Origin of the sequence: Macrococcus bovicus (assembly GCF_004359575.1) — a bacterium.
GTDB classification, from domain to species: domain Bacteria; phylum Bacillota; class Bacilli; order Staphylococcales; family Staphylococcaceae; genus Macrococcus; species Macrococcus bovicus.
This window is the reverse complement of sequence record NZ_SCWF01000005.1, coordinates 1-20,447: the sequence shown is the minus strand read 5'-3', so window position 1 is coordinate 20,447 and position 20,447 is coordinate 1. Positions and strand designations below refer to the sequence as shown.

General features: G+C 41.8%; 37 protein-coding genes. 34 read left to right on the top strand and 3 right to left on the bottom strand.

The features are described 5' to 3' along the window. Window positions 1–21 precede the first annotated feature (21 nt). From rplC to rpsI, 34 genes are all read left to right on the top strand, one after another. Window positions 22–684 carry a 50S ribosomal protein L3 gene (gene rplC, locus ERX55_RS06010; protein WP_133451665.1) on the top strand — a complete coding sequence of 221 codons (663 nt, stop codon included), beginning with the start codon at window positions 22–24 and terminating at the stop codon, window positions 682–684. A 24-nt stretch (window positions 685–708) separates the two neighbouring features. Further along, window positions 709–1,332 carry a 50S ribosomal protein L4 gene (gene rplD / locus ERX55_RS06005; RefSeq protein ID WP_133451664.1) on the top strand — a complete coding sequence of 208 codons (624 nt, stop codon included), beginning with the start codon at window positions 709–711 and terminating at the stop codon, window positions 1,330–1,332. Beyond that, window positions 1,332–1,607 carry a 50S ribosomal protein L23 gene (rplW, locus tag ERX55_RS06000; RefSeq protein WP_133431425.1) on the top strand — a complete coding sequence of 92 codons (276 nt, stop codon included), beginning with the start codon at window positions 1,332–1,334 and terminating at the stop codon, window positions 1,605–1,607. The genes rplD and rplW overlap by 1 nt, the downstream gene beginning before the upstream one ends. Before the next feature lie 35 nt (window positions 1,608–1,642). Next, entirely contained in the window at window positions 1,643–2,473 is an 831-nt protein-coding gene (gene rplB, locus ERX55_RS05995) for a 50S ribosomal protein L2 (protein WP_133451663.1), read from the top strand. 65 nt (window positions 2,474–2,538) lie between these two features. Continuing rightward, complete coding sequence (rpsS, locus tag ERX55_RS05990) at window positions 2,539–2,817, top strand: 30S ribosomal protein S19 (protein WP_133417839.1); 279 nt, start codon at window positions 2,539–2,541, stop codon at window positions 2,815–2,817. Window positions 2,818–2,841: 24 nt separating this feature from the next. After that, window positions 2,842–3,183, top strand: coding sequence for a 50S ribosomal protein L22 (rplV, locus tag ERX55_RS05985; RefSeq protein WP_133451662.1), 342 nt, complete (start codon window positions 2,842–2,844; stop codon window positions 3,181–3,183). A 27-nt stretch (window positions 3,184–3,210) separates the two neighbouring features. Beyond that, on the top strand, window positions 3,211–3,864 hold the full coding sequence (rpsC, locus tag ERX55_RS05980; protein WP_133451661.1) for a 30S ribosomal protein S3: 654 nt from the start codon (window positions 3,211–3,213) through the stop codon (window positions 3,862–3,864). 2 nt (window positions 3,865–3,866) lie between these two features. Beyond that, entirely contained in the window at window positions 3,867–4,301 is a 435-nt protein-coding gene (gene rplP, locus ERX55_RS05975; RefSeq protein WP_133431430.1) for a 50S ribosomal protein L16, read from the top strand. After that, window positions 4,291–4,503 carry a 50S ribosomal protein L29 gene (gene rpmC / locus ERX55_RS05970; protein WP_133417843.1) on the top strand — a complete coding sequence of 71 codons (213 nt, stop codon included), beginning with the start codon at window positions 4,291–4,293 and terminating at the stop codon, window positions 4,501–4,503. Before rplP ends, rpmC begins: the two co-directional genes overlap by 11 nt. Before the next feature lie 22 nt (window positions 4,504–4,525). Further along, window positions 4,526–4,789, top strand: a complete 264-nt coding sequence (gene rpsQ, locus ERX55_RS05965; protein WP_133431431.1) for a 30S ribosomal protein S17 — start codon at window positions 4,526–4,528, stop codon at window positions 4,787–4,789. A 29-nt stretch (window positions 4,790–4,818) separates the two neighbouring features. Then, on the top strand, window positions 4,819–5,187 hold the full coding sequence (gene rplN / locus ERX55_RS05960) for a 50S ribosomal protein L14 (protein ID WP_133451660.1): 369 nt from the start codon (window positions 4,819–4,821) through the stop codon (window positions 5,185–5,187). Between the two features lie 31 nt (window positions 5,188–5,218). Beyond that, window positions 5,219–5,524, top strand: coding sequence for a 50S ribosomal protein L24 (rplX, locus tag ERX55_RS05955; RefSeq protein ID WP_133451659.1), 306 nt, complete (start codon window positions 5,219–5,221; stop codon window positions 5,522–5,524). 24 nt (window positions 5,525–5,548) lie between these two features. Next, complete coding sequence (gene rplE / locus ERX55_RS05950; protein ID WP_133451658.1) at window positions 5,549–6,088, top strand: 50S ribosomal protein L5; 540 nt, start codon at window positions 5,549–5,551, stop codon at window positions 6,086–6,088. 29 nt (window positions 6,089–6,117) lie between these two features. Beyond that, the gene (rpsN, locus tag ERX55_RS05945) at window positions 6,118–6,303 is read left to right on the top strand and encodes a 30S ribosomal protein S14 (RefSeq protein ID WP_133417847.1); all 186 of its coding nucleotides are present in this window, start codon (window positions 6,118–6,120) and stop codon (window positions 6,301–6,303) included. Window positions 6,304–6,332: 29 nt separating this feature from the next. Continuing rightward, window positions 6,333–6,731 carry a 30S ribosomal protein S8 gene (gene rpsH, locus ERX55_RS05940; protein WP_012656119.1) on the top strand — a complete coding sequence of 133 codons (399 nt, stop codon included), beginning with the start codon at window positions 6,333–6,335 and terminating at the stop codon, window positions 6,729–6,731. Between the two features lie 28 nt (window positions 6,732–6,759). Next, entirely contained in the window at window positions 6,760–7,296 is a 537-nt protein-coding gene (rplF, locus tag ERX55_RS05935) for a 50S ribosomal protein L6 (protein ID WP_133451657.1), read from the top strand. A gap of 25 nt (window positions 7,297–7,321) precedes the next feature. Continuing rightward, window positions 7,322–7,678, top strand: a complete 357-nt coding sequence (rplR, locus tag ERX55_RS05930) for a 50S ribosomal protein L18 (RefSeq protein WP_133451656.1) — start codon at window positions 7,322–7,324, stop codon at window positions 7,676–7,678. An 18-nt stretch (window positions 7,679–7,696) separates the two neighbouring features. Then, the gene (gene rpsE, locus ERX55_RS05925) at window positions 7,697–8,194 is read left to right on the top strand and encodes a 30S ribosomal protein S5 (protein WP_133451655.1); all 498 of its coding nucleotides are present in this window, start codon (window positions 7,697–7,699) and stop codon (window positions 8,192–8,194) included. Between the two features lie 13 nt (window positions 8,195–8,207). Then, complete coding sequence (gene rpmD, locus ERX55_RS05920) at window positions 8,208–8,387, top strand: 50S ribosomal protein L30 (protein ID WP_133431436.1); 180 nt, start codon at window positions 8,208–8,210, stop codon at window positions 8,385–8,387. Between the two features lie 29 nt (window positions 8,388–8,416). Then, window positions 8,417–8,857 (top strand): 50S ribosomal protein L15, encoded by a 441-nt coding sequence (gene rplO / locus ERX55_RS05915; RefSeq protein ID WP_133451654.1) that lies wholly within the window; start codon window positions 8,417–8,419, stop codon window positions 8,855–8,857. Then, the gene (gene secY, locus ERX55_RS05910) at window positions 8,857–10,146 is read left to right on the top strand and encodes a preprotein translocase subunit SecY (protein WP_133451653.1); all 1,290 of its coding nucleotides are present in this window, start codon (window positions 8,857–8,859) and stop codon (window positions 10,144–10,146) included. Before rplO ends, secY begins: the two co-directional genes overlap by 1 nt. A gap of 15 nt (window positions 10,147–10,161) precedes the next feature. Then, entirely contained in the window at window positions 10,162–10,809 is a 648-nt protein-coding gene (locus ERX55_RS05905) for an adenylate kinase (RefSeq protein ID WP_133451652.1), read from the top strand. Between the two features lie 187 nt (window positions 10,810–10,996). Next, entirely contained in the window at window positions 10,997–11,215 is a 219-nt protein-coding gene (gene infA / locus ERX55_RS05900; protein ID WP_133451651.1) for a translation initiation factor IF-1, read from the top strand. Between the two features lie 32 nt (window positions 11,216–11,247). Continuing rightward, entirely contained in the window at window positions 11,248–11,361 is a 114-nt protein-coding gene (gene rpmJ, locus ERX55_RS05895; protein WP_017473641.1) for a 50S ribosomal protein L36, read from the top strand. Between the two features lie 19 nt (window positions 11,362–11,380). Next, entirely contained in the window at window positions 11,381–11,746 is a 366-nt protein-coding gene (rpsM, locus tag ERX55_RS05890) for a 30S ribosomal protein S13 (protein ID WP_133451650.1), read from the top strand. Between the two features lie 22 nt (window positions 11,747–11,768). Then, on the top strand, window positions 11,769–12,158 hold the full coding sequence (gene rpsK / locus ERX55_RS05885) for a 30S ribosomal protein S11 (RefSeq protein ID WP_133451649.1): 390 nt from the start codon (window positions 11,769–11,771) through the stop codon (window positions 12,156–12,158). Window positions 12,159–12,236: 78 nt separating this feature from the next. Then, the gene (locus ERX55_RS05880; RefSeq protein WP_133451648.1) at window positions 12,237–13,181 is read left to right on the top strand and encodes a DNA-directed RNA polymerase subunit alpha; all 945 of its coding nucleotides are present in this window, start codon (window positions 12,237–12,239) and stop codon (window positions 13,179–13,181) included. 18 nt (window positions 13,182–13,199) lie between these two features. Continuing rightward, window positions 13,200–13,568, top strand: a complete 369-nt coding sequence (gene rplQ / locus ERX55_RS05875; RefSeq protein WP_133431442.1) for a 50S ribosomal protein L17 — start codon at window positions 13,200–13,202, stop codon at window positions 13,566–13,568. 250 nt (window positions 13,569–13,818) lie between these two features. Next, window positions 13,819–14,610, top strand: coding sequence for an energy-coupling factor transporter ATPase (locus ERX55_RS05870; protein WP_133451647.1), 792 nt, complete (start codon window positions 13,819–13,821; stop codon window positions 14,608–14,610). Continuing rightward, on the top strand, window positions 14,607–15,458 hold the full coding sequence (locus ERX55_RS05865) for an energy-coupling factor transporter ATPase (RefSeq protein WP_133451646.1): 852 nt from the start codon (window positions 14,607–14,609) through the stop codon (window positions 15,456–15,458). Before ERX55_RS05870 ends, ERX55_RS05865 begins: the two co-directional genes overlap by 4 nt. After that, a complete protein-coding gene (locus ERX55_RS05860; protein WP_133451645.1) occupies window positions 15,448–16,245 on the top strand; it encodes an energy-coupling factor transporter transmembrane component T family protein in 798 nt (265 codons plus the stop codon). The genes ERX55_RS05865 and ERX55_RS05860 overlap by 11 nt, the downstream gene beginning before the upstream one ends. Window positions 16,246–16,254: 9 nt before the next feature. Then, on the top strand, window positions 16,255–17,076 hold the full coding sequence (truA, locus tag ERX55_RS05855) for a tRNA pseudouridine(38-40) synthase TruA (RefSeq protein ID WP_133451644.1): 822 nt from the start codon (window positions 16,255–16,257) through the stop codon (window positions 17,074–17,076). Window positions 17,077–17,194: 118 nt separating this feature from the next. Beyond that, complete coding sequence (rplM, locus tag ERX55_RS05850; RefSeq protein ID WP_133451643.1) at window positions 17,195–17,632, top strand: 50S ribosomal protein L13; 438 nt, start codon at window positions 17,195–17,197, stop codon at window positions 17,630–17,632. A gap of 19 nt (window positions 17,633–17,651) precedes the next feature. Continuing rightward, a complete protein-coding gene (gene rpsI, locus ERX55_RS05845) occupies window positions 17,652–18,044 on the top strand; it encodes a 30S ribosomal protein S9 (protein WP_133431452.1) in 393 nt (130 codons plus the stop codon). A 161-nt stretch (window positions 18,045–18,205) separates the two neighbouring features. On the opposite strand, the gene ERX55_RS05840 is transcribed toward rpsI, so the two are convergent. The 3 genes from ERX55_RS05840 to ERX55_RS05830 form a co-directional block, all read right to left on the bottom strand. Next, entirely contained in the window at window positions 18,206–18,940 is a 735-nt protein-coding gene (locus ERX55_RS05840; RefSeq protein ID WP_133451642.1) for a hypothetical protein, read from the bottom strand. 80 nt (window positions 18,941–19,020) lie between these two features. Next, on the bottom strand, window positions 19,021–19,221 hold the full coding sequence (locus ERX55_RS05835) for a tyrosine-type recombinase/integrase (RefSeq protein WP_133451641.1): 201 nt from the start codon (window positions 19,219–19,221) through the stop codon (window positions 19,021–19,023). 672 nt (window positions 19,222–19,893) lie between these two features. After that, the coding region (locus ERX55_RS05830; protein WP_133451640.1) for an IS30 family transposase at window positions 19,894–20,447 on the bottom strand (554 nt) is incomplete at its 5' end.

Here is a 20,447-nt window from a genome sequence, read left to right as displayed (position 1 = left end):
AAGTAGGAGGTGCGACTTTCGATGACCAAAGGAATCTTAGGAAGAAAAGTGGGAATGACTCAAGTATTCGCTGAAAACGGTGAGTTAATTCCAGTAACTGTAGTAGAAGCAGCCCAAAACGTTGTATTACAAAAGAAAACTGAAGAAGTTGATGGTTATTCATCAATCCAGATCGGTTTCGAAGACAAACAAGCATATAAAAAAGACCGTAAGTCTAATAAATATGCAACTAAGCCAGCTGAAGGCCATGCTAAAAAAGCAGGCACAGCGCCTAAGCGCTTCATTCGTGAATTCAGAAACGTAGATGCTTCTGAATACGAAGTAGGTCAAGAAGTCACTGTGGATGCATTCCAAGCAGGTGACATCGTTGACGTGACAGGAACTTCAAAAGGTAAAGGTTTCCAAGGCGCAATCAAACGCCACGGACAGTCACGTGGACCAATGAGTCACGGTTCTCGTTACCACAGACGCCCAGGTTCAATGGGTATGGCATCCGACGCTTCTAAAGTATTTAAAGGTAAAGCATTACCAGGCCGTATGGGCGGTAATACTGTTACAATGCAAAACTTAGAAATCGTTAAAGTTGATGTTGAAAACAACGTTATCTTAGTTAAAGGTAATGTGCCAGGACCTAAAAAAGGATTAGTTAAAATCCAGACTTCAATCAAAAAAGGCAATAAATAATAGCTGAAAGGAGGACATAACATAATGGCTAATTATGATGTATTAAAAGTAGATGGATCTAAAGCAGGTTCAATCGAATTAAACGACAACGTATTCGGTATCGAACCTAATCAACATGTATTATTCGAAGCAATCAATCTTCAACGTGCTTCACTTCGTCAAGGTACCCACTCAGTGAAAAACCGTTCAGCAGTACGCGGTGGTGGACGTAAACCTTGGAAACAAAAAGGGACTGGCCGTGCTCGTCAAGGTACAATCCGTGCGCCACAATGGCGTGGTGGTGGTATCGTATTCGGACCAACACCAAGAAGCTACTCTTACAAAATGCCTAAGAAAATGCGCCGTTTAGCGCTTCGTTCAGCATTATCAGCTAAAGTAAGAGACAACGAATTCACAGTACTTGATGCATTAACATTCAACGCACCAAAAACAAAAGAATTCAAGTCAATGACAACAACACTTGAATTACCTAAAAAAGTACTTTTCGTTATTGATGCTGAAGACATCAACGTGTTCTTATCAGCTCGTAACATCCCTGGCGTAACAGTTGTAACTGCAGCTGGCCTGAACGTTTTAGATATCGTTCATGCTAACCAAGTAGTGATGACTCAAGCAGCAGTTCAAAAAGTAGAGGAGGTGCTCGGTTAATGGAAGCTCGCGATATCATTAAGCGCCCCGTAATCACTGAACGTTCATCTGAGCAGATGGCTGATGAGAAGTACACATTCGATGTAGACACTCGCGCTAACAAAACTCAGATCAAAATTGCGATTGAAGAAATCTTCAACGTCAAAGTTGATAAAGTAAACGTGATGAACTACAAAGCGAAAAAGAAACGTGTAGGTCGCTACACTGGCTACACAAACAAAAGAAGAAAAGCTATCGTTACATTAAAAGAAGGATCAATCGATTTCTTCAACTAAAAACAACCATTTACCATTAAGGAGGTAAAACGACAATGGCAATTAAACATTATAAGCCAATTACAAACGGTCGTCGTAATATGACAAGTTCAGATTTCGCTGAAATTACGTCAACGTCACCTGAAAAGTCATTACTTGAGCCCCTTCCGAGAAAAGCGGGCCGTAACAACCAAGGTAAACTGACAGTTCGTCATAGAGGTGGCGGACACAAACGTCAATACCGTGTAATTGATTTCAAACGTAACAAAGACGGTGTTCCAGGTAAGGTCGCTACAGTTGAGTACGATCCAAACCGTTCAGCAAACATCGCATTAATCCACTATTTAGATGGTGAAAAACGTTACATCATCGCGCCTAAAGGCTTAGTTGTCGGTCAAGAGATCAACAACGGCCCAGAAGCAGATATCAAAGTAGGTAACGCATTACCACTTGCTAACATCCCTGTTGGTACAGTTATCCACAACATCGAATTAAAACCAGGTAAAGGTGGTCAGTTAGTACGTTCAGCTGGTACATCTGCTCAAGTACTTGGTAAAGAAGGTAAATACGTTCTTGTTCGTCTTAAATCTGGCGAAGTGCGTATGATTCTTGCAACTTGCCGTGCAACTATCGGTCAAGTTGGTAATGAACAGCACGAACTTATCAACATCGGTAAAGCCGGTCGTTCTAGATGGTTAGGCAAACGCCCAACTGTTCGTGGTTCTGTAATGAACCCTAACGATCACCCACACGGTGGTGGTGAAGGACGTTCACCAATCGGACGTAAATCACCAATGTCTCCATGGGGTAAACCAACTCTTGGTAAGAAAACTCGTAAAAAGAAAAATCGTTCTAACAAACTTATCGTTCGTGGACGTAAGAAATAATAAAATCAACTTGCTGACTGCGGCGTAAGCCGCAGTGTACAGCAGGATAAGAGGGAGGCGCCACAATGGCTCGTAGTCTTAAAAAAGGACCTTTCGTTGACGATCACTTAATGAAAAAAGTGGAGGCAATGGAAGCAAATTCAAAAAAATCAGTAATTAAAACTTGGTCTCGTCGCTCTACTATTTTCCCTAACTTCATCGGCCACACTATCGCAGTATACGATGGACGTAAACACGTGCCTGTATTCGTAACTGAAGATATGGTTGGACACAAATTAGGCGAATTCGCACCTACACGTACTTACAAAGGTCACGGTGCAGACGACAAGAAAACTAAACGCTAATTTCATATTTAAGGAGGAGAAACCATGGAAGCAAAAGCGGTAGCAAGAACAATCCGTATCGCACCTCGTAAAGTGAGATTAGTTTTAGATCTTATCCGAGGTAAAGAAGTTGGCGAAGCAATTGCCATCTTAAAATTAACAAACAAAGCATCTTCACCAGTAGTGGAAAAATTATTAATGTCAGCTTTAGCAAATGCTGAGCACAACTATGACATGAACATCGACACTTTAGTGGTGAAAGAAGCATATGCTAACGAAGGTCCGACTTTAAAACGTTTCCGTCCACGTGCACAAGGCCGTGCGAGCGCGATCAACAAACGTACTAGTCACATCACTATCGTTGTAGCAGATAAAGAAGCTAAATAATTAATATCTCATTAAGGAGGGAATACAGTGGGTCAAAAAATTAATCCTATCGGACTTCGTGTCGGTATCATCCGTGACTGGGATGCGAAATGGTATGCAGAAAAAGATTTCGCTACTCTGTTACACGAAGACTTAAAAATTCGTAAATATATCGCAGAAAACTTAAAAGACGCTTCTGTTTCTCGTGTAGAAATCGAACGTGCAGCTAATCGCGTTAATATCGCTATCCACACTGGTAAACCAGGTATGGTTATCGGTAAAGGCGGTTCTGAAATCGAAAAATTACGTAACAACTTAAACGGTTTAACTGGCAAACGCGTACACATCAACGTAGTTGAAATCAAGAAAGTTGATATGGATGCAACACTTGTTGCTGAAAACATCGCTCGTCAATTAGAAAACCGTGTATCATTCCGTCGCGCTCAGAAACAAGCAATCCAACGCGCTATGAAACTTGGAGCTAAAGGTATCAAAACTCAAGTATCAGGTCGTTTAGGTGGTGCGGATATCGCACGTGCTGAGCAATATTCTGAAGGAACTGTTCCACTTCATACATTACGTGCTGACATCGATTACGCACATGCTGAAGCAGACACTACTTATGGTAAATTAGGTGTTAAAGTATGGATCTACCGTGGAGAAGTTCTTCCTACTAAGAAGTCTAGTGAAGGAGGAAAATAATAATGTTATTACCGAAGCGTGTAAAATACCGTCGTCAACATAGACCTAAAACAACAGGTCGTTCAAAAGGCGGAAATGAAGTAACATTTGGTGAATATGGTTTACAAGCAACTACAACAGCTTGGATCACATCACGTCAAATTGAATCTGCTCGTATCGCAATGACTCGTTACATGAAACGTGGCGGGAAAGTTTGGATCAAAATCTTCCCACATACACCATACACTAAAAAACCTTTAGAAGTACGTATGGGTTCTGGTAAAGGTGCCGTTGAAGGATGGGTAGCAGTAGTTAAACCTGGACGTATTATGTTTGAAATCGCTGGTGTTCCAGAAGAAACAGCTCGTGAAGCATTACGTTTAGCATCTCACAAACTTCCAGTGAAAACTAAGTTTGTAAAACGTGAAGAATTGGGTGGTGACACAAATGAAAGCTAAGGAAATTAGAGATTTAACCACTTCTGAAATTGAATCAAAAGTAAAAGCGCTTAAAGAGGAACTTTTCAACCTACGCTTTCAGTTAGCTACAGGTCAACTTGAAAATACAGCACGTATTCGTGAAGTAAAGAAATCAATCGCGCGAATGAAAACTGTTGTACGTGCAAGAGAAATTGAGCAACAAAAAACTGAACAAAAATAATTGAAAAGAGGAGGACACTCTAGTGAGCGAAAGAAATTACCGCAAAGTTTACACTGGTAAAGTGGTATCTGACAAAATGGATAAAACAATCACAGTGTCAGTAGAAACTTACAAAACACATTCTTTATACGGCAAACGTATCAAGTATACGAAAAAATATAAAGCACATGATGAAAACAATACAGCTAAAATGGGCGATATCGTAAGAATTATGGAAACACGTCCTTTATCAGCTACAAAACGCTTCCGTTTAGTTGAAGTAGTTGAAGAATCAATCATTATTTAATCACTATAAGATAAAGGAGGTAACTCAGAATGATCCAACAGGAATCACGCTTAAAAGTAGCAGACAACTCTGGTGCCCGTGAAGTATTAACTATTAAAGTATTAGGCGGATCTGGCCGCAAAACAGCTAATATTGGTGACGTTATTGTATGTACTGTTAAAAATGCTACACCAGGTGGCGTTGTTAAAAAAGGTGACGTTGTTAAAGCAGTAATCGTTCGTACTAAGTCTGGTGTACGTCGTACTGACGGTTCATACATCAAATTCGATGAGAACGCTTGTGTTATCATCCGTGACGACAAAGGTCCTCGTGGAACACGTATCTTCGGACCAGTTGCTCGTGAATTACGTGACGGCAACTTCATGAAAATCGTTTCATTAGCACCTGAAGTATTATAATCATCACTAAAAATTGAGGAGGTGTCTCGACATGCACGTAAAAAAAGGCGACAAAGTTATCGTTATCACAGGTAAAGATAAAGGTAAAACAGGAACTGTAATTGAAGCACTTCCTAAAAAAGATCGCGTTGTAGTTGAAGGTGTGAACATCATCAAAAAACACCAAAAACCAACACAAATGAATCCTGAAGGCGGAATCGAAGAGCGCGAAGCTGCGATTCACGTATCAAACGTTATGTTACTGGATCCTAAAACAAACAAACCAACACGTGTCGGCTACAGAGTAGAAGACGGTAAAAAAGTTCGTGTTGCGAAGAAGTCTGGAGAAATCATTTAATAATCTTGGAAGGAGGTTCTCACTTTGACTCGTTTAAAAGAAAAGTTCAATAATGAAATTACACCTGAATTGATGAAAAAGTTTAACTACTCATCAGTAATGGAAGTACCAAGAATCGAAAAAATCGTTGTGAATATGGGTATCGGTGATGCAGTTCAGAACTCTAAAGTATTAGATACTGCAGTTGAAGAGCTTCAAGCAATCACTGGTCAGAAACCAATGGTCACTAAAGCTAAAAAATCAATCGCAACATTCCGTTTACGTGAAGGAATGCCTATCGGTGCGAAAGTAACGTTACGTGGCGAAAGAATGTACGAATTCTTCGACAAATTAGTAAACGTTTCACTTCCTCGTGTACGTGACTTCCGTGGTATCTCAAACAAAGCGTTTGATGGCCGTGGTAACTACACTTTAGGTGTTAAAGAACAACTCATTTTCCCTGAAATTGACTATGATAAAGTAAGTAAAGTACGAGGAATGGATATCGTTATCGTTACAACGGCTAACACTGACGAGGAAGCTCGTGAATTGTTAACTCAATTCGGTATGCCATTTCAAAAGTAATCTCTAATCTAATAGGAGGCTAAAACTTAATGGCTAAAAAATCAATGATCGTTAAACAACAACGTGAACCTAAATTCAAAGTTCAAGCTTACACAAGATGTGAACGTTGTGGACGTCCACATTCAGTTATCCGCAAATTTAAACTTTGCCGTATTTGTTTCCGTGAATTAGCTTACAAAGGTCAGATTCCTGGCGTTAAAAAAGCAAGCTGGTAAAATCAAAGAGTTGAAAGGAGGAAATTTTAATGACTATGTCAGATCCAATCGCAGATATGCTAACACGTGTGCGTAACGCAAACATGGTGCGCCACGAAAAATTAGAATTACCTGCATCAAACATTAAAAAAGAAATCGCTGAAATCCTTAAACGTGAAGGATTCGTGAAAAGCGTCGAATATATCGAAGATGACAAACAAGGTGTTATCCGTATGTTCCTTAAATACGGTGCGAACAACGAACGTGTTATCACTGGTTTAAAACGTATCTCAAAACCTGGTTTACGTGTTTACGCAAAAGCTGATGAGCTTCCTAAAGTATTAAATGGTTTAGGTATCGCATTAGTTTCAACTTCTGAAGGTGTATTAACTGATAAAGAAGCGCGTCAACGTAACATCGGTGGAGAAGTATTAGCTTACATCTGGTAAGAATTATTAAAGAAGGAGGTGCCGACAGATGAGTCGTGTTGGTAAGAAAATTATTGACATCCCAGCTGGTGTTGAAGTGAAGATCAACGGCAACACAGTGACAGTTAAGGGTCCTAAAGGTGAATTAACAAGAACATTTAACGAAGAAATGACTTATAACTTAGAAGAGAACACTTTAGAAGTTGTTCGTCCTTCTGATTCTAAAGCACACAAAACAATCCATGGTACAACTCGTGCATTACTTGCAAACATGGTTGAAGGTGTGTCTAAAGGTTTCGAAAAGAAACTTGAATTAATCGGGGTTGGTTACCGTGCGCAAATGCAAGGTAAGAACTTAATCCTTAACGTTGGATACTCTCACCCAGTTGAAATCGTAGCAGAAGACGGTATCACATTATCTGTTGAGAAAAATACTAGCGTAAAAGTTGAAGGTATTTCTAAAGAGCGCGTAGGTGCGATCGCATCAAATATCCGTGCTACTCGTCCACCAGAACCTTACAAAGGTAAAGGTATCCGTTACGAAGGCGAATATGTTCGTCGTAAAGAAGGTAAAACTGGTAAGTAATTAACTTAAAGAAAGGAGTATTCACATGATCTCTAAAATCGATAAGAATAAAGTACGTTTAAAAAGACATGCTCGTGTGCGTGCGAAACTTGCAGGTACAACTGAACGTCCACGTTTAAACGTCTATCGTTCTAATAAACACATCTATGCGCAAGTCATTGATGACGCTCAAGGTGTAACAATTGCTCAAGCATCTACTCAAACTTTAGGCTTAGATGCAACATCAAACGTAGAAGCAGCTAAAAAAGTAGGCGAAGCAGTCGCAAAAGCAGCAACTGAAAAAGGTATCACTGCAGTTGTCTTCGACCGCGGAGGGTATTTATACCATGGTCGTGTTCAAGCTTTAGCTGAAGCAGCTCGTGAAAACGGACTTCAATTTTAATAAAAGGAGGGACACTTAATGCGTCGTGAAAGAGAAGTAAAAGAATTTGAAGAACGCGTAGTTACGATTAACCGTGTTTCTAAAGTAGTTAAGGGTGGACGTCGTATGCGTTTCACTGCACTTGTAGTCGTTGGAGATAAAAACGGTCGCGTTGGTTTCGGTACTGGTAAAGCACAAGAAGTACCAGAAGCGATCAAAAAAGCAATCGAAGATGCAAAGAAAAACTTAATCACTGTTCCTCGTGTAGAGGGTACGACTCCTCACCAAGTCATTGGTCGTTTCGGTGCGGGTAGCGTATTAATTAAACCAGCTGCACCTGGTACTGGGGTTATCGCTGGTGGTCCAGTGCGTGCCGTGCTTGAATTAGCAGGTATCACTGACATCTTATCTAAATCTTTAGGTTCAAACACACCAATCAACATGGTCCGCGCGACAGTTGAAGGCTTAAAAGAACTTAAAGTGGCTGAAGAAGTAGCTCAGTTACGTGGAAAAACAGTCGAAGAACTATTAAATTAAGGAGGGCATACACATGGCTAAATTACAAATTTCCCTCACTCGTAGTATCATCGGTCGTCCTGAAACACAACGTAAAACTGTTGCTGCTTTAGGTCTTAAAAAAATGCATCAGACAGTTGAAGTTGATGACAACCCTGCGATTCGTGGGCAAATCAATAAAGTAAGTCACTTAGTGACAGTTAAAGAAATTTAATTTCTATTATTAATTAAGGAGGTGCCGTAATGAAATTACATGAGATGAAACCTGTTGAAGGTGCTCGTAAAGAACGTAACCGTGTAGGCCGTGGTATGGCTTCAGGTAACGGTAAAACAAGTGGCCGTGGACATAAAGGTCAGAAAGCTCGTTCAGGTGGTGGCGTACGTTTAGGCTTCGAAGGTGGTCAATTACCATTATTCCGTCGTCTGCCAAAACGTGGTTTCACTAACATCAACCGTAAAGAATATGCTATCGTTAACTTAAGCGAATTAGATCGTTTCGAAGAAGGTACTGAAGTAACGCCAGCATTATTACTTGAAACTGGTGTAGTAAGTGCTGAAAAATCAGGAATCAAGATTCTTGGTAACGGAGAACTGTCTAAAAAGCTTACAGTCAAAGCTCATAAATTCTCAGCTTCTGCGATTGAAGCAATTGAAAGTAAGGGCGGAACTCACGAGGTGATCTAATGTTTGAGACACTCAAGAATTTCTTCACAACAAAAGAAATTCGTAGCAAGATATTGTTTACACTCGCTATGTTATTAATCTTTAAGATCGGAACTTACATTCCGGTCCCGGGTGTTAACCCTGGTGCTTTTGACACACAAGGCAACGCTGGTGTGACTGATTTATTCAACACATTCGGCGGGGGCGCATTAAAGAACTTCTCCATTCTAGCAATGGGGATTATGCCTTATATCACGGCATCTATCGTCATGCAGCTTCTGCAGATGGATGTTGTACCGAAACTGACGGAATGGTCTAAGCAAGGTGAAGTAGGACGTAGGAAGATCAATCAGGTGACGCGTTACTTCACAATCATCTTAGCCTTCATTCAAGGTTTGGGAATGAGTTATAGCTTTAACAATATGCTTGGAGGCCAGTTGATTCAGAACACATCGATCTGGAGCTTCTTGCTGATTGCACTTGTCTTAACTGCTGGGACTGCATTTTTAGTGTGGTTAGGCGAACAGATTACACAGTACGGTGTCGGTAATGGTATCTCTATCATTATCTTCGCAGGTATTCTGTCTTCTATCCCTACAGCACTTGGACAGTTCTATCAGCAGAGTTTCGTCGGTGCTGAAGATACGACGATGGCAATCCTGAAAGCAGTTGGCTTACTTGTGGGTATGATTCTATTAACAGCGGGTGCGGTATTTGTACTGCAGGCAGTACGTAAAATTCCGATTCAATATGCTAAACGTCAAACAGGCAATCGTCTTGCACCACAGGCAACATTCCTTCCTATGAAGGTGAATGCTGCCGGTGTAATTCCGGTGATCTTCGCGATGGCATTCTTTATGTTACCGAAGACACTGACAATGTTCTTCCCGACACAAGATTGGGCTCAGAACGTTGCGACTTATGCAGACCCTACTCACGGTGTCGGCATGGTCATCTATGTAGCACTGATCATTGCATTCTCTTACTTCTATGCCTTTGTCCAGGTCAATCCTGAGCAGATGGCTGAGAACTTAAGTAAGCAGGGCAGCTACGTACCAGGCATCCGTCCTGGTAAATCAACACAAGACTATATCACGCGTGTCTTATACCGCTTAACTTTTGTCGGTTCTCTCTTTCTGGCAGCGATCTCCATCCTGCCGCTGATTGCGACCGGCCTCATGAACTTACCCCAGTCTCTGCAGATTGGCGGTACAAGTTTACTGATCGTTATCGGTGTAGCACTTGAGACGATCGCTCAATTAAAAGCTCAACTTAATCAACGTGAATATAGAGGATTTAGAAGACGTTAGTAGGAGGGCAAATTAATGAACATCATTTTAATGGGTTTACCTGGTGCAGGTAAAGGAACTCAAGCGAGTGAGATTATTAAGAAATACCCTATCCCACATATTTCAACTGGTGACATGTTCCGCGCTGCTATCAAGAACGGCACACCGCTCGGCAATGAAGCGAAGTCATTCATGGATAAAGGCGAACTTGTACCAGATGAAGTGACTATTGGTATAGTGAAAGAACGTTTAGCAGAAGAAGATGCTAAAAAAGGATTTTTACTTGATGGTTTCCCACGTACAGTTGAACAGGCTGAAGCACTGAATCATATTCTTGCAGAGTCAGGTCGTAAGATTGAAGCTGTGATCAATATTGAAGTGCAGGAAGAAGAACTGATGAACCGTCTGACGGGACGTCGGATCTGTGAGACTTGCGGAACAACTTATCATCTTGTATTCAATCCGCCTAAAGTAGAAGGTATTTGTGACCTTGATGGTGGTAAATTATATCAACGTGAGGATGACAATCCTGAAACTGTTGCTAATCGCTTAAGCGTTAATATCAAGCAGACGAAGCCGTTACTCGACTTTTACAGCGAGCAGGGCGTGCTGAAGAATATTGACGGTTCCAGAGAGATTCAAGACGTGACAGCTGACGTTGAAGGTATTTTAACTAACCTTTAATTCACATTACCGTTTCGCCTCCGGGTGAAGATACTTTTTATGTTCCAAATCAATCTTTGTGATATGACGTTATCCTCACCTAAAGTCCAAACAAGCTCGTGGATTTATTGCACCGAATCATTTATAATAGATGAGTTGACAATGTATCTCGACTTTCTTGAAACTTCAAAAAAGGGGGCAAATGATAATGGCTAAGCAAGATGTTATTGAATTAGAAGGTACAGTACTTGATACTTTACCGAATACAATGTTCAAAGTAGAACTGGAAAATGGTCATGAGATCTTAGCACACGTGAGTGGTAAAATCCGTATGAACTATATCCGTATTCTGCCAGGTGACAAAGTAACAGTGGAAATGAGTCCATACGACTTAACGCGTGGACGCATCACGTATCGTTTCAAATAAACGAACTCCATCATAAATAGGAGGTTATAAACATGAAAGTAAGACCATCAGTTAAACCTATATGCGAAAAATGTAAAGTTATTCGTCGTAATGGTAAAGTAATGGTAATTTGTGAGAACCCAAAACACAAACAAAAACAAGGATAAAAATGGAGGTGCACTATAAATGGCACGTATCGCAGGTGTAGATATCCCTCGTGAGAAACGCGTTGTTATCGCGTTAACTTACATTTATGGTATCGGTAAAACTTCCGCACAAAAGATCCTTTCAGAAGCTGGTATTTCTGAAGATACTCGTGTGCGCGACTTAACAGAAGATGAATTAAACAAAATCCGTGAAACGGTTGACGGTTACAAAGTAGAAGGTGACCTTCGTCGTGAAACGAACTTAAACATCAAACGTCTGATGGAGATTGCTTCTTACAGAGGTATCCGTCACCGTCGTGGTTTACCGGTTCGTGGTCAGAACACTAAAAACAATGCACGTACTCGTAAAGGCCCAGTTAAAACGGTCGCTAACAAAAAGAAATAATAAGTAAAGGAGTGAAACATAAATGGCTCGTAAACAAGTATCTCGTAAACGTAGAGTTAAAAAGAATATTGAAAACGGTGTAGCTCACATCCGTTCAACATTCAACAATACAATCGTCACAATTACTGATGAATTCGGTAATGCTTTATCTTGGTCATCAGCTGGTGCGTTAGGTTTCAGAGGTTCTCGTAAATCTACTCCATTCGCAGCACAAATGGCTTCAGAAACTGCTACTAAAGCAGCAATGGAACACGGCTTAAAAACAGTTGAAGTGACAGTTAAAGGTCCAGGTGCAGGTCGTGAAGCAGCTATCCGTGCTTTACAATCAGCAGGTCTTGAAATCACAGCGATCAAAGACGTAACGCCAGTTCCTCACAACGGTTGTCGTCCGCCAAAACGTCGTCGCGTATAATTTTATTTAGTACTTCAGTTCATTTACAATAGCAGTAGCACTAAAAATTATTCGACGTTGTTGAAGGAGGATAAATAAATGATTGAAATCGAAAAGCCTAGAATTGAGACAGTTGAAATCAGTGAAGATTCTAAATTCGGTAAATTCGTTGTTGAACCGTTGGAACGTGGTTATGGGACAACTTTAGGTAACTCCTTACGTCGTATCCTACTTTCTTCATTACCTGGTGCGGCTGTTAAAAACATCGAAATCGAAGGCGTGCTCCACGAATTCTCTACAGTAGAGAACGTAGTAGAAGACGTGACAACAATGATCATGAACATCAAAGGACTGGCGCTTAAAATCTACTCAGATGAAGATAAAGTGCTTGAAATCGATGTGAAAGATGAAGGGATTGTCACTGCCAAAGATATCATGCATGACAGCGACGTTGAGATTTTAAATCCTGATTTAAAAATCGCAACAGTATCCAAAGGTGGACACCTGAAAATGCGTTTAATCGCGAATGCAGGTCGTGGCTATGCTTTAGCTGAAGATAACAATACGAGTGATTTACCAATTGGTGTGATTCCAGTGGATTCTCTTTATACACCAGTTGAGCGTGTGAACTATACTGTTGAAAATACACGTGTAGGGCAAAGTACGAACTTTGATAAATTAACTTTAGATGTCTGGACAGACGGATCATTAACACCACAGGAAGCAGTATCGCTGGGTGCGAAGATCATGACTGAACACTTGAACATCTTCGTTAACTTAACAGATGAAGCACAGAACGCTGAAATCATGATTGAAAAAGAAGAAGATCACAAAGAAAAAGTACTTGAAATGTCTATCGAAGAATTAGACTTATCAGTACGTTCATACAACTGCTTAAAACGTGCAGGAATTAACTCTGTACAGGAACTTGCAGATAAATCTGAGGCGGACATGATGAAAGTTCGCAATTTAGGCCGCAAGTCACTGGAAGAAGTTAAATTTAAACTCGAAGACTTAGGTCTTGGATTAAGAAAAGAAGACTAGTAAAAGGAGGTACGATTCATGGGTTACAGAAAATTAGGCCGCACTTCAGATCAACGTAAAGCGATGTTACGCGATTTAGCTACATCTTTAATCGTGAACGAACGTATCGAAACAACTGAAGCTCGTGCGAAAGAATTACGTAGAATTGTTGAAAAATTAATCACTTTAGGTAAACGCGGTGACTTACATGCTCGTCGTCAGGCAGCAGAAGTATTACGTCGTGTTGAAATCACTAACGAAGATGACACTACTCAATTCGCAGTACAAAAATTATTCAATGAAGTGGCACCACGTTACAACGAACGTCAAGGTGGCTACACTCGTATCATGAAAGTTGGACCACGTCGCGGAGACGGTTCAGAAATGGTTATCATTGAATTAGTTTAATTCATATTTATAGAGATCACTTATCTTACACACACACTATAAGCAAATGAGTGCAACGATAATGTTTACCACACATAGATATTGTCTAGCTCAGAGTATTCTGCCACAACTGAACAACGATATGCGTGAACTCCTGTGGCAGAGTGCGCGCTTTTTTCATTCTTAACCCTTTTAGCAGGCGCTAAAAGGTTTTTTTTATGACCGGTATTTACGGTATACTGGTAATACATACTTTGGAGGAGGAATACAGATGCTGCAGGTCCATCACGTGAGTTATCAATATGAAGAGCAGGAGGCGCCTGCACTGACGGATGTCTCTTTCTCCATCAGACGCGGTGAATGGGTCTCCGTTGTCGGTCATAACGGCTCGGGCAAGTCGACCTTAGTCAAACTCCTCGGTGCGATCATGCCGCTCCAGACAGGCGAGATCACGATTGATGGGCTGCCGGTCACTGCAGAGAACGGCTATGAAGTGCACGGTAAAGTCGGCATGGTGTTCCAGAATCCGGATAATCAGTTTGTCGGTGCGACAGTCGAGGATGATGTGGCGTTCGGGCTTGAGAATTACGGCATTGAACATGATGAGATGCGCCGGCGGGTCGATGCCGTGCTGAGGGCGGTCTCTATGGACCATATGAAGACACATGAGCCGCATCACTTGTCAGGCGGCCAGAAACAGCGCGTGGCGATAGCGGGCGTTATCGCGTTACGCCCCGATATCATCATCCTGGACGAAGCGACTGCCATGCTGGATCCTGAAGGCCGCCTGGAAGTGCTCGCGACCATCCGTCAGCTGCAGCGTGAGTTAAATCTCACTGTCATCGCCATCACCCATGACCTCGAGGAGACGCTGGAAGCGGACCGTCTTTTAGTGATGCATCAAGGGAGGCTCGTGATGGAGGGGACACCGGAAGCGTTATTTGAGCGTGGTGATGAAGTGGAGGCGATCGGTCTGCCGCTGCCGTTCTCGATGCGCATGTACCAGATGATCACAGGAACATCTAAATTTGTGAAGGATGAGGAGCTGCTCGAGTACTTATGATTAAATTTGACCAGACAGGCTTCGCTTATTCGAAAGGGACTCCTTTTGAAGTGCGGGCGCTGCACGCCATAACAACAGACTTCAGGCTTGGACGGTATTACGCTGTTATCGGTCATACAGGGAGCGGGAAATCAACGCTTATCCAGCACTTGAATGCACTGCTGAAACCGACAGAAGGCATGATGCATTTTGATGACGTCCAGGTCACAGCGAAGACGAAGAGTAAAGAACTGCTACCGCTCCGTCGTAAAGTCGGGGTTGTTTTTCAGTTCGCTGAACAGCAGCTCTTTGAAGAGACCGTGCTCAAGGATATTATTTTCGGGCCCCTCAACTACGGGGTACCTAAAGAAGAAGCCATCGAGCGGGCTTACCGCCTGGCAGCCCTCCTCGCCATAGATGAAAGCCTTTTTAACCGTTCGCCTTTTGAGCTCTCAGGCGGACAGATGCGGCGTGTAGCGATAGCCGGGGTTCTCGCCATGGAGCCGGACATACTGGTTCTCGACGAACCGACAGCGGGCCTTGATCCGCGCGGCCAGGAAGAGATCATGGCGCTCTTTGACGATATCCAGGCGACCGGCATGACCCTCATCCTGGTGACGCACCAGATGGACCAGGCTGCTCGTGCGGATGAGATCAAAGTGCTGCACGACGGCCGACTGGTGCTGGAAGGCACACCGGCAGAGATATTCAGTAGAGATTTGACGCCTTATGACATGATGCCTCCTAAAGTGGTGCAGCTGCAGCGTGCAGTAGAAGAGAAGCACGGCATCAAGTTCCCGGCGCTCGCGCTGAATATGCATGACTTCAGCCGCATGTATCAGGACTGGAGGCAGCACGATGCTCGATAAAATGGTACTCGGCCGTTACGTGCCGCTCGACTCATTCGTTCACCGCCTGGATCCGCGGACGAAGATCATCTTCGTCTTCCTGATGACGATCGTGATCTTCTTTGCGAATAACGTCATCACCTACGCCTTCCTGATCCTCGTCATTTTAGGTATTCTCTATGCAGCGAAGCTGAAGCTGTCCTTCCTGCTCGCAGGTCTGAAGCCGATACTGATCCTGCTGCTCTTTACGTTCTTCATGCATCTCTTCTGGACGAAAGGCGGCGGCACACTCTTTAAGCTCGGCTTTATCACAGTCGACCGGAACGGCGTCGAGCAGGGGCTCTTCATCATGCTCCGCTTTGTCCTTATCATTATCCTGACGACCATCATGACGCTGTCAACAAGCCCTATCTCGCTGACAGATGCCATCGAGACCCTCTTCAGACCGCTGAAGAAAATCAAAGTGCCGGTCCATGAACTCGCGCTCATGATGTCGATCGCACTGCGCTTCATCCCGACCTTGATGGACGAGACGCAGAAGATCATGCGGGCACAGATGTCACGAGGCTCTGATATGACGACAGGGAGCCCGGTGAAGCGGCTGAAAGCTATCGTGCCGCTCTTGGTGCCGCTCTTTGTCTCGGCCTTTAAGCGAGCAGAAGACCTCGCTGTTGCGATGGAGGTGCGGGGCTACCGGGGTGACATCGGCCGCACGAAATACCGCAAGCTGCACTGGCGACAGGCAGACACGCTCGCCCTGCTTGCAATCATCCCGATTACATTATTGATCCTGTACTTCAGGAATTAGAGGTGACTCATGCGTATACTATTACAGCTGACTTATAACGGCGCGAACTTTCAGGGCTTTCAGATCCAGAATGAAGGGCGCACCGTGCAGTACGAACTGGAGCGCATCCTAAAGCGTATGCACCGGGATTTCGTACGTATTCATCCATCATCGCGTACCGACAAAGGGGTCCATGCCCTCTGTCAGTACGTCCATTTCGATACTCATCTGAAGCTGACACCCGACAAATGGCAGCATGCCTTCAACTCGGCGCTGCCGGATGATATCTATATCACAGCCGTCAGAGAGATTCCTGAGACGTTCCACAGCCGCTATGACTGTATCGGTAAAGCCTATCGCTATAAAATCTATCAGGCGCCGCATAGAGACGTCATGAAGACGGGACTCGAGACGTGGTATCCTTATGACCTGGACCTTGTGAAAATGAATGAAGCGGCGCAAGCCTTTCTCGGCACACACGACTTCACCTCCTTCTGTTCAGCGAAGACGGAGATCGACAACAAAGAACGGACCATCTACAGCTTCACCGTGACGAAAACGCGTGACGGCTACGACTTCCACGTCATCGGCTCAGGGTTCCTCTACAACATGGTCAGAATCATGGTGCAGCATCTGCTCGATATCGGACAAGGCAGACGCCAGGATGATACGACGGCGCTACTTGCCGCACGTGACCGTAAGAAAGCGGGCAAGACCGCACCGGCAGAAGGACTCTACCTCGAGAAAATCTATCTGACCCCTGAAGAACTGGCAGAAGACATCCCGCCAGGCACGAAAATAATTACCAAAAATACACCGAAGTCATTGACAACAGCCCCCGGAATGTTATAAGATAGACAACGGTATTGTTTAATATCAACCACTACAATAAGCCCCGGAAACTTATTGTGTTACAGATATATAGACAGAAATCATGAGGGAACTTTTTTTATTTTAGGAGGAAAAACACATGCGTCAAACATTCATGGCAAACGAATCAAACATCGAACGCAAATGGTACGTTGTTGATGCAGAAGGACAAACATTAGGTCGTCTTTCTTCAGAAGTAGCATCTATCTTACGCGGTAAAAACAAACCAACATTCACACCACACGTTGACTGTGGCGATCACGTCATCATCATCAACGCTGAGAAAATTCACTTCACAGGTAACAAAGCACAAGACAAAATCTACTACCGTCACTCATTACACCCAGGTGGTTTAAAACAGATCTCTGCTGGTGAATTACGTGAGAAAAACCCAGTACATTTATTAGAAACATCTATCAAAGGGATGTTACCAAAAGGTTCACTCGGCGATAAAATGGGCAAAAAATTACACGTATACGCTGGACCAGAACACAAAAACCAAGCACAACAACCTGTAAACTACGAGTTACGTGGTTAATTAAGAGGAGGACAATACATTGGCACAAGTTGAATACCAAGGCACAGGCCGTCGTAAACATTCAGTAGCACGTGTACGTTTAGTACCAGGCGAAGGTAACATCACAATCAACAAACGTGACGTACGTGACTACTTACCATTTGAATCATTAATCTTAGACTTAAACCAACCATTCGATATCACTGAAACTAAAGGCAACTACGACGTATTAGTCAACGTACGTGGCGGCGGTTTCACAGGACAAGCACAAGCAATCCGTCACGGTATCGCACGTGCATTAATCGAAGCAGATCCAGAATACCGTGGATCATTAAAACGCGCGGGCATGTTAACACGTGACCCACGTATGAAAGAACGTAAAAAACCAGGTCTTAAAGGCGCTCGTCGTTCACCACAGTTCTCAAAACGTTAATACTGGAATTGTTGCAAACTTGTTTGCTTACAAGTCCAGTACGCAAACTGGCGTAGACAGTTTGTGTTCAATTAAATATACGTTTAAAACACTCTTTGGATTATTCCAAAGAGTGCTTTTTTGTATGGCTTTATCACAGATGTTGCCCCTTAAGTACCTTCTCAATTTTCAGAGTTCCATTTAGGTGTAAGTCTGAAAATGCTAAATGAACTACCCTTGCTTCTATCAAGATATGGTTCCATATGATTGCTGATTAAATAATCTCTAATTGGCTCGTAGAGTGAAGAAATTACTGCTAGTCCAATAGTTTGTGAAATAATATTTCGTCGCATAATTATATCAACATGTACTTTTTTTAAATAGTGTTGATAATGAGCTCCTTGTCCTTTATCTACCAATACCTCAATACAATGTTTTATGTCTTTTTCTTTAAGCTCACCATTTGCATCAGATATCTTTAATAGAGGTTGAGCTATAAATTCTTTATAAGTATAAACGTTTCTTTCTACTATACATTTACTTGAAGCATAAAAATATGGACTTTGATTTTTCATATCGTCATAATCTCTATAAATTAATGCAATTTTAGGAAACATTTTTGCTTCTTCAAATCTTAAAGTATTATTATCAAGTGTAATGTGGAAATCATTTAAAAGACTAAGTAATGAAAACTTTTCTCGCTGTTTTTTTCCTCGTTCATGACTTTCATTTTGCTCTAAAAATAATAATCTGAGTTGCACCATTATAACTGGTTCAAATTCGTGTAACCCTTCGCTTTCTATTAATTCTAAACTTCTTTTTATAACTGATAAAGAATCATATATCTTAAGTATAGGATCATTTGCAAATGAAAATTCATTCTCATTGAAAGAGTCAGGAACAGGTAGATAGTTCATAAATATTCTCCTCTAATAATTGATTCATATTAAAAATCAATATGTTTCTGAAACTTCTCCGCTAGTTTTTCTCTAGATGCCTATGTGATATGCGTATAGATGTCCATAGTGGTCTTTATATCGCTATGTCCCAGACGTGACTGAACTTCCTTTAATGTTGCTCCAGCCTCGAATAGGAGTAATGCATGCGTGTGCCTGAAGCCATGTACGTGTATCTTGTGTAAATCCTTATGACGATTAAAGAAAGCCTCTAGTTTATCATTAGAAATTGACACACGCATTATAACTTTTATCAATATAATGAAGAGGTTGAGTATCGAGTTACTAAACTTTTTAATTCAAATATTTTATATTCAATTACTGAGTTTGAAACAAATATAATAAAACTAATAGATGGCTTAAAACAATTAAAAATTATAAGGATAATGCAGCAATTATAGGAAGAACTATTATTAACAGTACTATCTATACCATATAATAGTCAATAGGATTTGGACTAGATGTTTTACCACCAAGTAAATCTGATATAGCTAGAAAACTTGCCGGGGATTTGTTTGAGAAGTTGATTTTAGAACTATTTATTGAAATTGGAATTGGAATTAACGTAAGAGGAGAGATAGTTAAAGTTCCAATTATAGATAATAATAAAGTTACTGATATGAATTATCAATATGAGCTTATTATGGAGAGAGAAGATGAACCACATCCTTGTTAATTGGTTCAGTTAAAACTATGAGCAAAGATAGGTTAGCTAAAGTATTTACTGACAAATATATATACAATAAAATTACTGAAACAAGGGTTCCTCATACAGGTATTTTTCTGCATAATGTACAGAGAAAAAGTACTAAAGTAGAGAACATCTTTGATATCAATTATACATTTTTACCTGGAACATTTAAGGGTTTAACTATTATCTAAATTGCAATTACAAGTTAGCCACCCTGACAAATCTAGTTCATATAGAATCCTAGGGATTCACTTAGTATGTTCTCTTTAATTAGTTCCTTCAAAAACACTTCCATCGCTGACTGTCCATTTAGTATCTTGCGTGGATATCTGTTCATCCATTCCTGGATTTTATGGACGGTAGAAGTTGTTACAGTTGAAATGGGGATACCTTTAGGAATATGCCGGCGAATAAATCTGTGCTGATTTTCTTTCGTCCCTCTCTCCCAAGAGGCATAGGGGTGAGTGAAGTAGACTTCAGATAATCCTTTGAGGCATTCAGAAAGATCGCTGAATTCAGGTCCGTTATCTGATGTAATGGACTTGAATATTTTAGGGAAAGCATCTCCTGTTTCCTTTATCAGATGACGTAGTGCGTTGACTACATGGCAGCTTTGTTTACCATCAATCTTTAAGATAAGTTCATACCGGCTTTTTCTCTCAACCATCGTGAGGAGAACCTGATCCTCCCCAGACTTCTGGCCGACAACGGTATCTATCTCCCAATGTCCGAAGGTTGTGCGTGTATCCACTGCATGAGGACGTAGTTCGATAGACT

Excerpts from the sequence above, each read along its gene's own strand:
- ERX55_RS05870 (WP_133451647.1), top strand. The coding sequence starts at position 13,819 with ATGCTGCAGGTCCATCACGTGAGTTATCAATATGAAGAGCAGGAGGCG.
- rplB (WP_133451663.1), top strand. The coding sequence starts at position 1,643 with ATGGCAATTAAACATTATAAGCCAATTACAAACGGTCGTCGTAATATG.
- rplF (WP_133451657.1), top strand. The coding sequence starts at position 6,760 with ATGAGTCGTGTTGGTAAGAAAATTATTGACATCCCAGCTGGTGTTGAA.
- ERX55_RS05860 (WP_133451645.1), top strand. The coding sequence starts at position 15,448 with ATGCTCGATAAAATGGTACTCGGCCGTTACGTGCCGCTCGACTCATTC.
- infA (WP_133451651.1), top strand. The coding sequence starts at position 10,997 with ATGGCTAAGCAAGATGTTATTGAATTAGAAGGTACAGTACTTGATACT.
- rplX (WP_133451659.1), top strand. The coding sequence starts at position 5,219 with ATGCACGTAAAAAAAGGCGACAAAGTTATCGTTATCACAGGTAAAGAT.
- ERX55_RS05905 (WP_133451652.1), top strand. The coding sequence starts at position 10,162 with ATGAACATCATTTTAATGGGTTTACCTGGTGCAGGTAAAGGAACTCAA.
- rplD (WP_133451664.1), top strand. The coding sequence starts at position 709 with ATGGCTAATTATGATGTATTAAAAGTAGATGGATCTAAAGCAGGTTCA.
- rplP (WP_133431430.1), top strand. The coding sequence starts at position 3,867 with ATGTTATTACCGAAGCGTGTAAAATACCGTCGTCAACATAGACCTAAA.
- rpmJ (WP_017473641.1), top strand. The coding sequence starts at position 11,248 with ATGAAAGTAAGACCATCAGTTAAACCTATATGCGAAAAATGTAAAGTT.
- rplN (WP_133451660.1), top strand. The coding sequence starts at position 4,819 with ATGATCCAACAGGAATCACGCTTAAAAGTAGCAGACAACTCTGGTGCC.
- truA (WP_133451644.1), top strand. The coding sequence starts at position 16,255 with ATGCGTATACTATTACAGCTGACTTATAACGGCGCGAACTTTCAGGGC.
- rplR (WP_133451656.1), top strand. The coding sequence starts at position 7,322 with ATGATCTCTAAAATCGATAAGAATAAAGTACGTTTAAAAAGACATGCT.
- rpsK (WP_133451649.1), top strand. The coding sequence starts at position 11,769 with ATGGCTCGTAAACAAGTATCTCGTAAACGTAGAGTTAAAAAGAATATT.
- rpsE (WP_133451655.1), top strand. The coding sequence starts at position 7,697 with ATGCGTCGTGAAAGAGAAGTAAAAGAATTTGAAGAACGCGTAGTTACG.
- secY (WP_133451653.1), top strand. The coding sequence starts at position 8,857 with ATGTTTGAGACACTCAAGAATTTCTTCACAACAAAAGAAATTCGTAGC.
- rpmD (WP_133431436.1), top strand. The coding sequence starts at position 8,208 with ATGGCTAAATTACAAATTTCCCTCACTCGTAGTATCATCGGTCGTCCT.
- rpsH (WP_012656119.1), top strand. The coding sequence starts at position 6,333 with ATGACTATGTCAGATCCAATCGCAGATATGCTAACACGTGTGCGTAAC.
- rpsS (WP_133417839.1), top strand. The coding sequence starts at position 2,539 with ATGGCTCGTAGTCTTAAAAAAGGACCTTTCGTTGACGATCACTTAATG.
- rplV (WP_133451662.1), top strand. The coding sequence starts at position 2,842 with ATGGAAGCAAAAGCGGTAGCAAGAACAATCCGTATCGCACCTCGTAAA.
- rplC (WP_133451665.1), top strand. The coding sequence starts at position 22 with ATGACCAAAGGAATCTTAGGAAGAAAAGTGGGAATGACTCAAGTATTC.
- rpmC (WP_133417843.1), top strand. The coding sequence starts at position 4,291 with ATGAAAGCTAAGGAAATTAGAGATTTAACCACTTCTGAAATTGAATCA.
- rplM (WP_133451643.1), top strand. The coding sequence starts at position 17,195 with ATGCGTCAAACATTCATGGCAAACGAATCAAACATCGAACGCAAATGG.
- ERX55_RS05880 (WP_133451648.1), top strand. The coding sequence starts at position 12,237 with ATGATTGAAATCGAAAAGCCTAGAATTGAGACAGTTGAAATCAGTGAA.
- rpsM (WP_133451650.1), top strand. The coding sequence starts at position 11,381 with ATGGCACGTATCGCAGGTGTAGATATCCCTCGTGAGAAACGCGTTGTT.
- rplW (WP_133431425.1), top strand. The coding sequence starts at position 1,332 with ATGGAAGCTCGCGATATCATTAAGCGCCCCGTAATCACTGAACGTTCA.
- rpsN (WP_133417847.1), top strand. The coding sequence starts at position 6,118 with ATGGCTAAAAAATCAATGATCGTTAAACAACAACGTGAACCTAAATTC.
- rplQ (WP_133431442.1), top strand. The coding sequence starts at position 13,200 with ATGGGTTACAGAAAATTAGGCCGCACTTCAGATCAACGTAAAGCGATG.
- ERX55_RS05835 (WP_133451641.1), bottom strand. The coding sequence starts at position 19,221 with ATGCGTGTGTCAATTTCTAATGATAAACTAGAGGCTTTCTTTAATCGT.
- ERX55_RS05840 (WP_133451642.1), bottom strand. The coding sequence starts at position 18,940 with ATGAACTATCTACCTGTTCCTGACTCTTTCAATGAGAATGAATTTTCA.
- rplO (WP_133451654.1), top strand. The coding sequence starts at position 8,417 with ATGAAATTACATGAGATGAAACCTGTTGAAGGTGCTCGTAAAGAACGT.
- ERX55_RS05865 (WP_133451646.1), top strand. The coding sequence starts at position 14,607 with ATGATTAAATTTGACCAGACAGGCTTCGCTTATTCGAAAGGGACTCCT.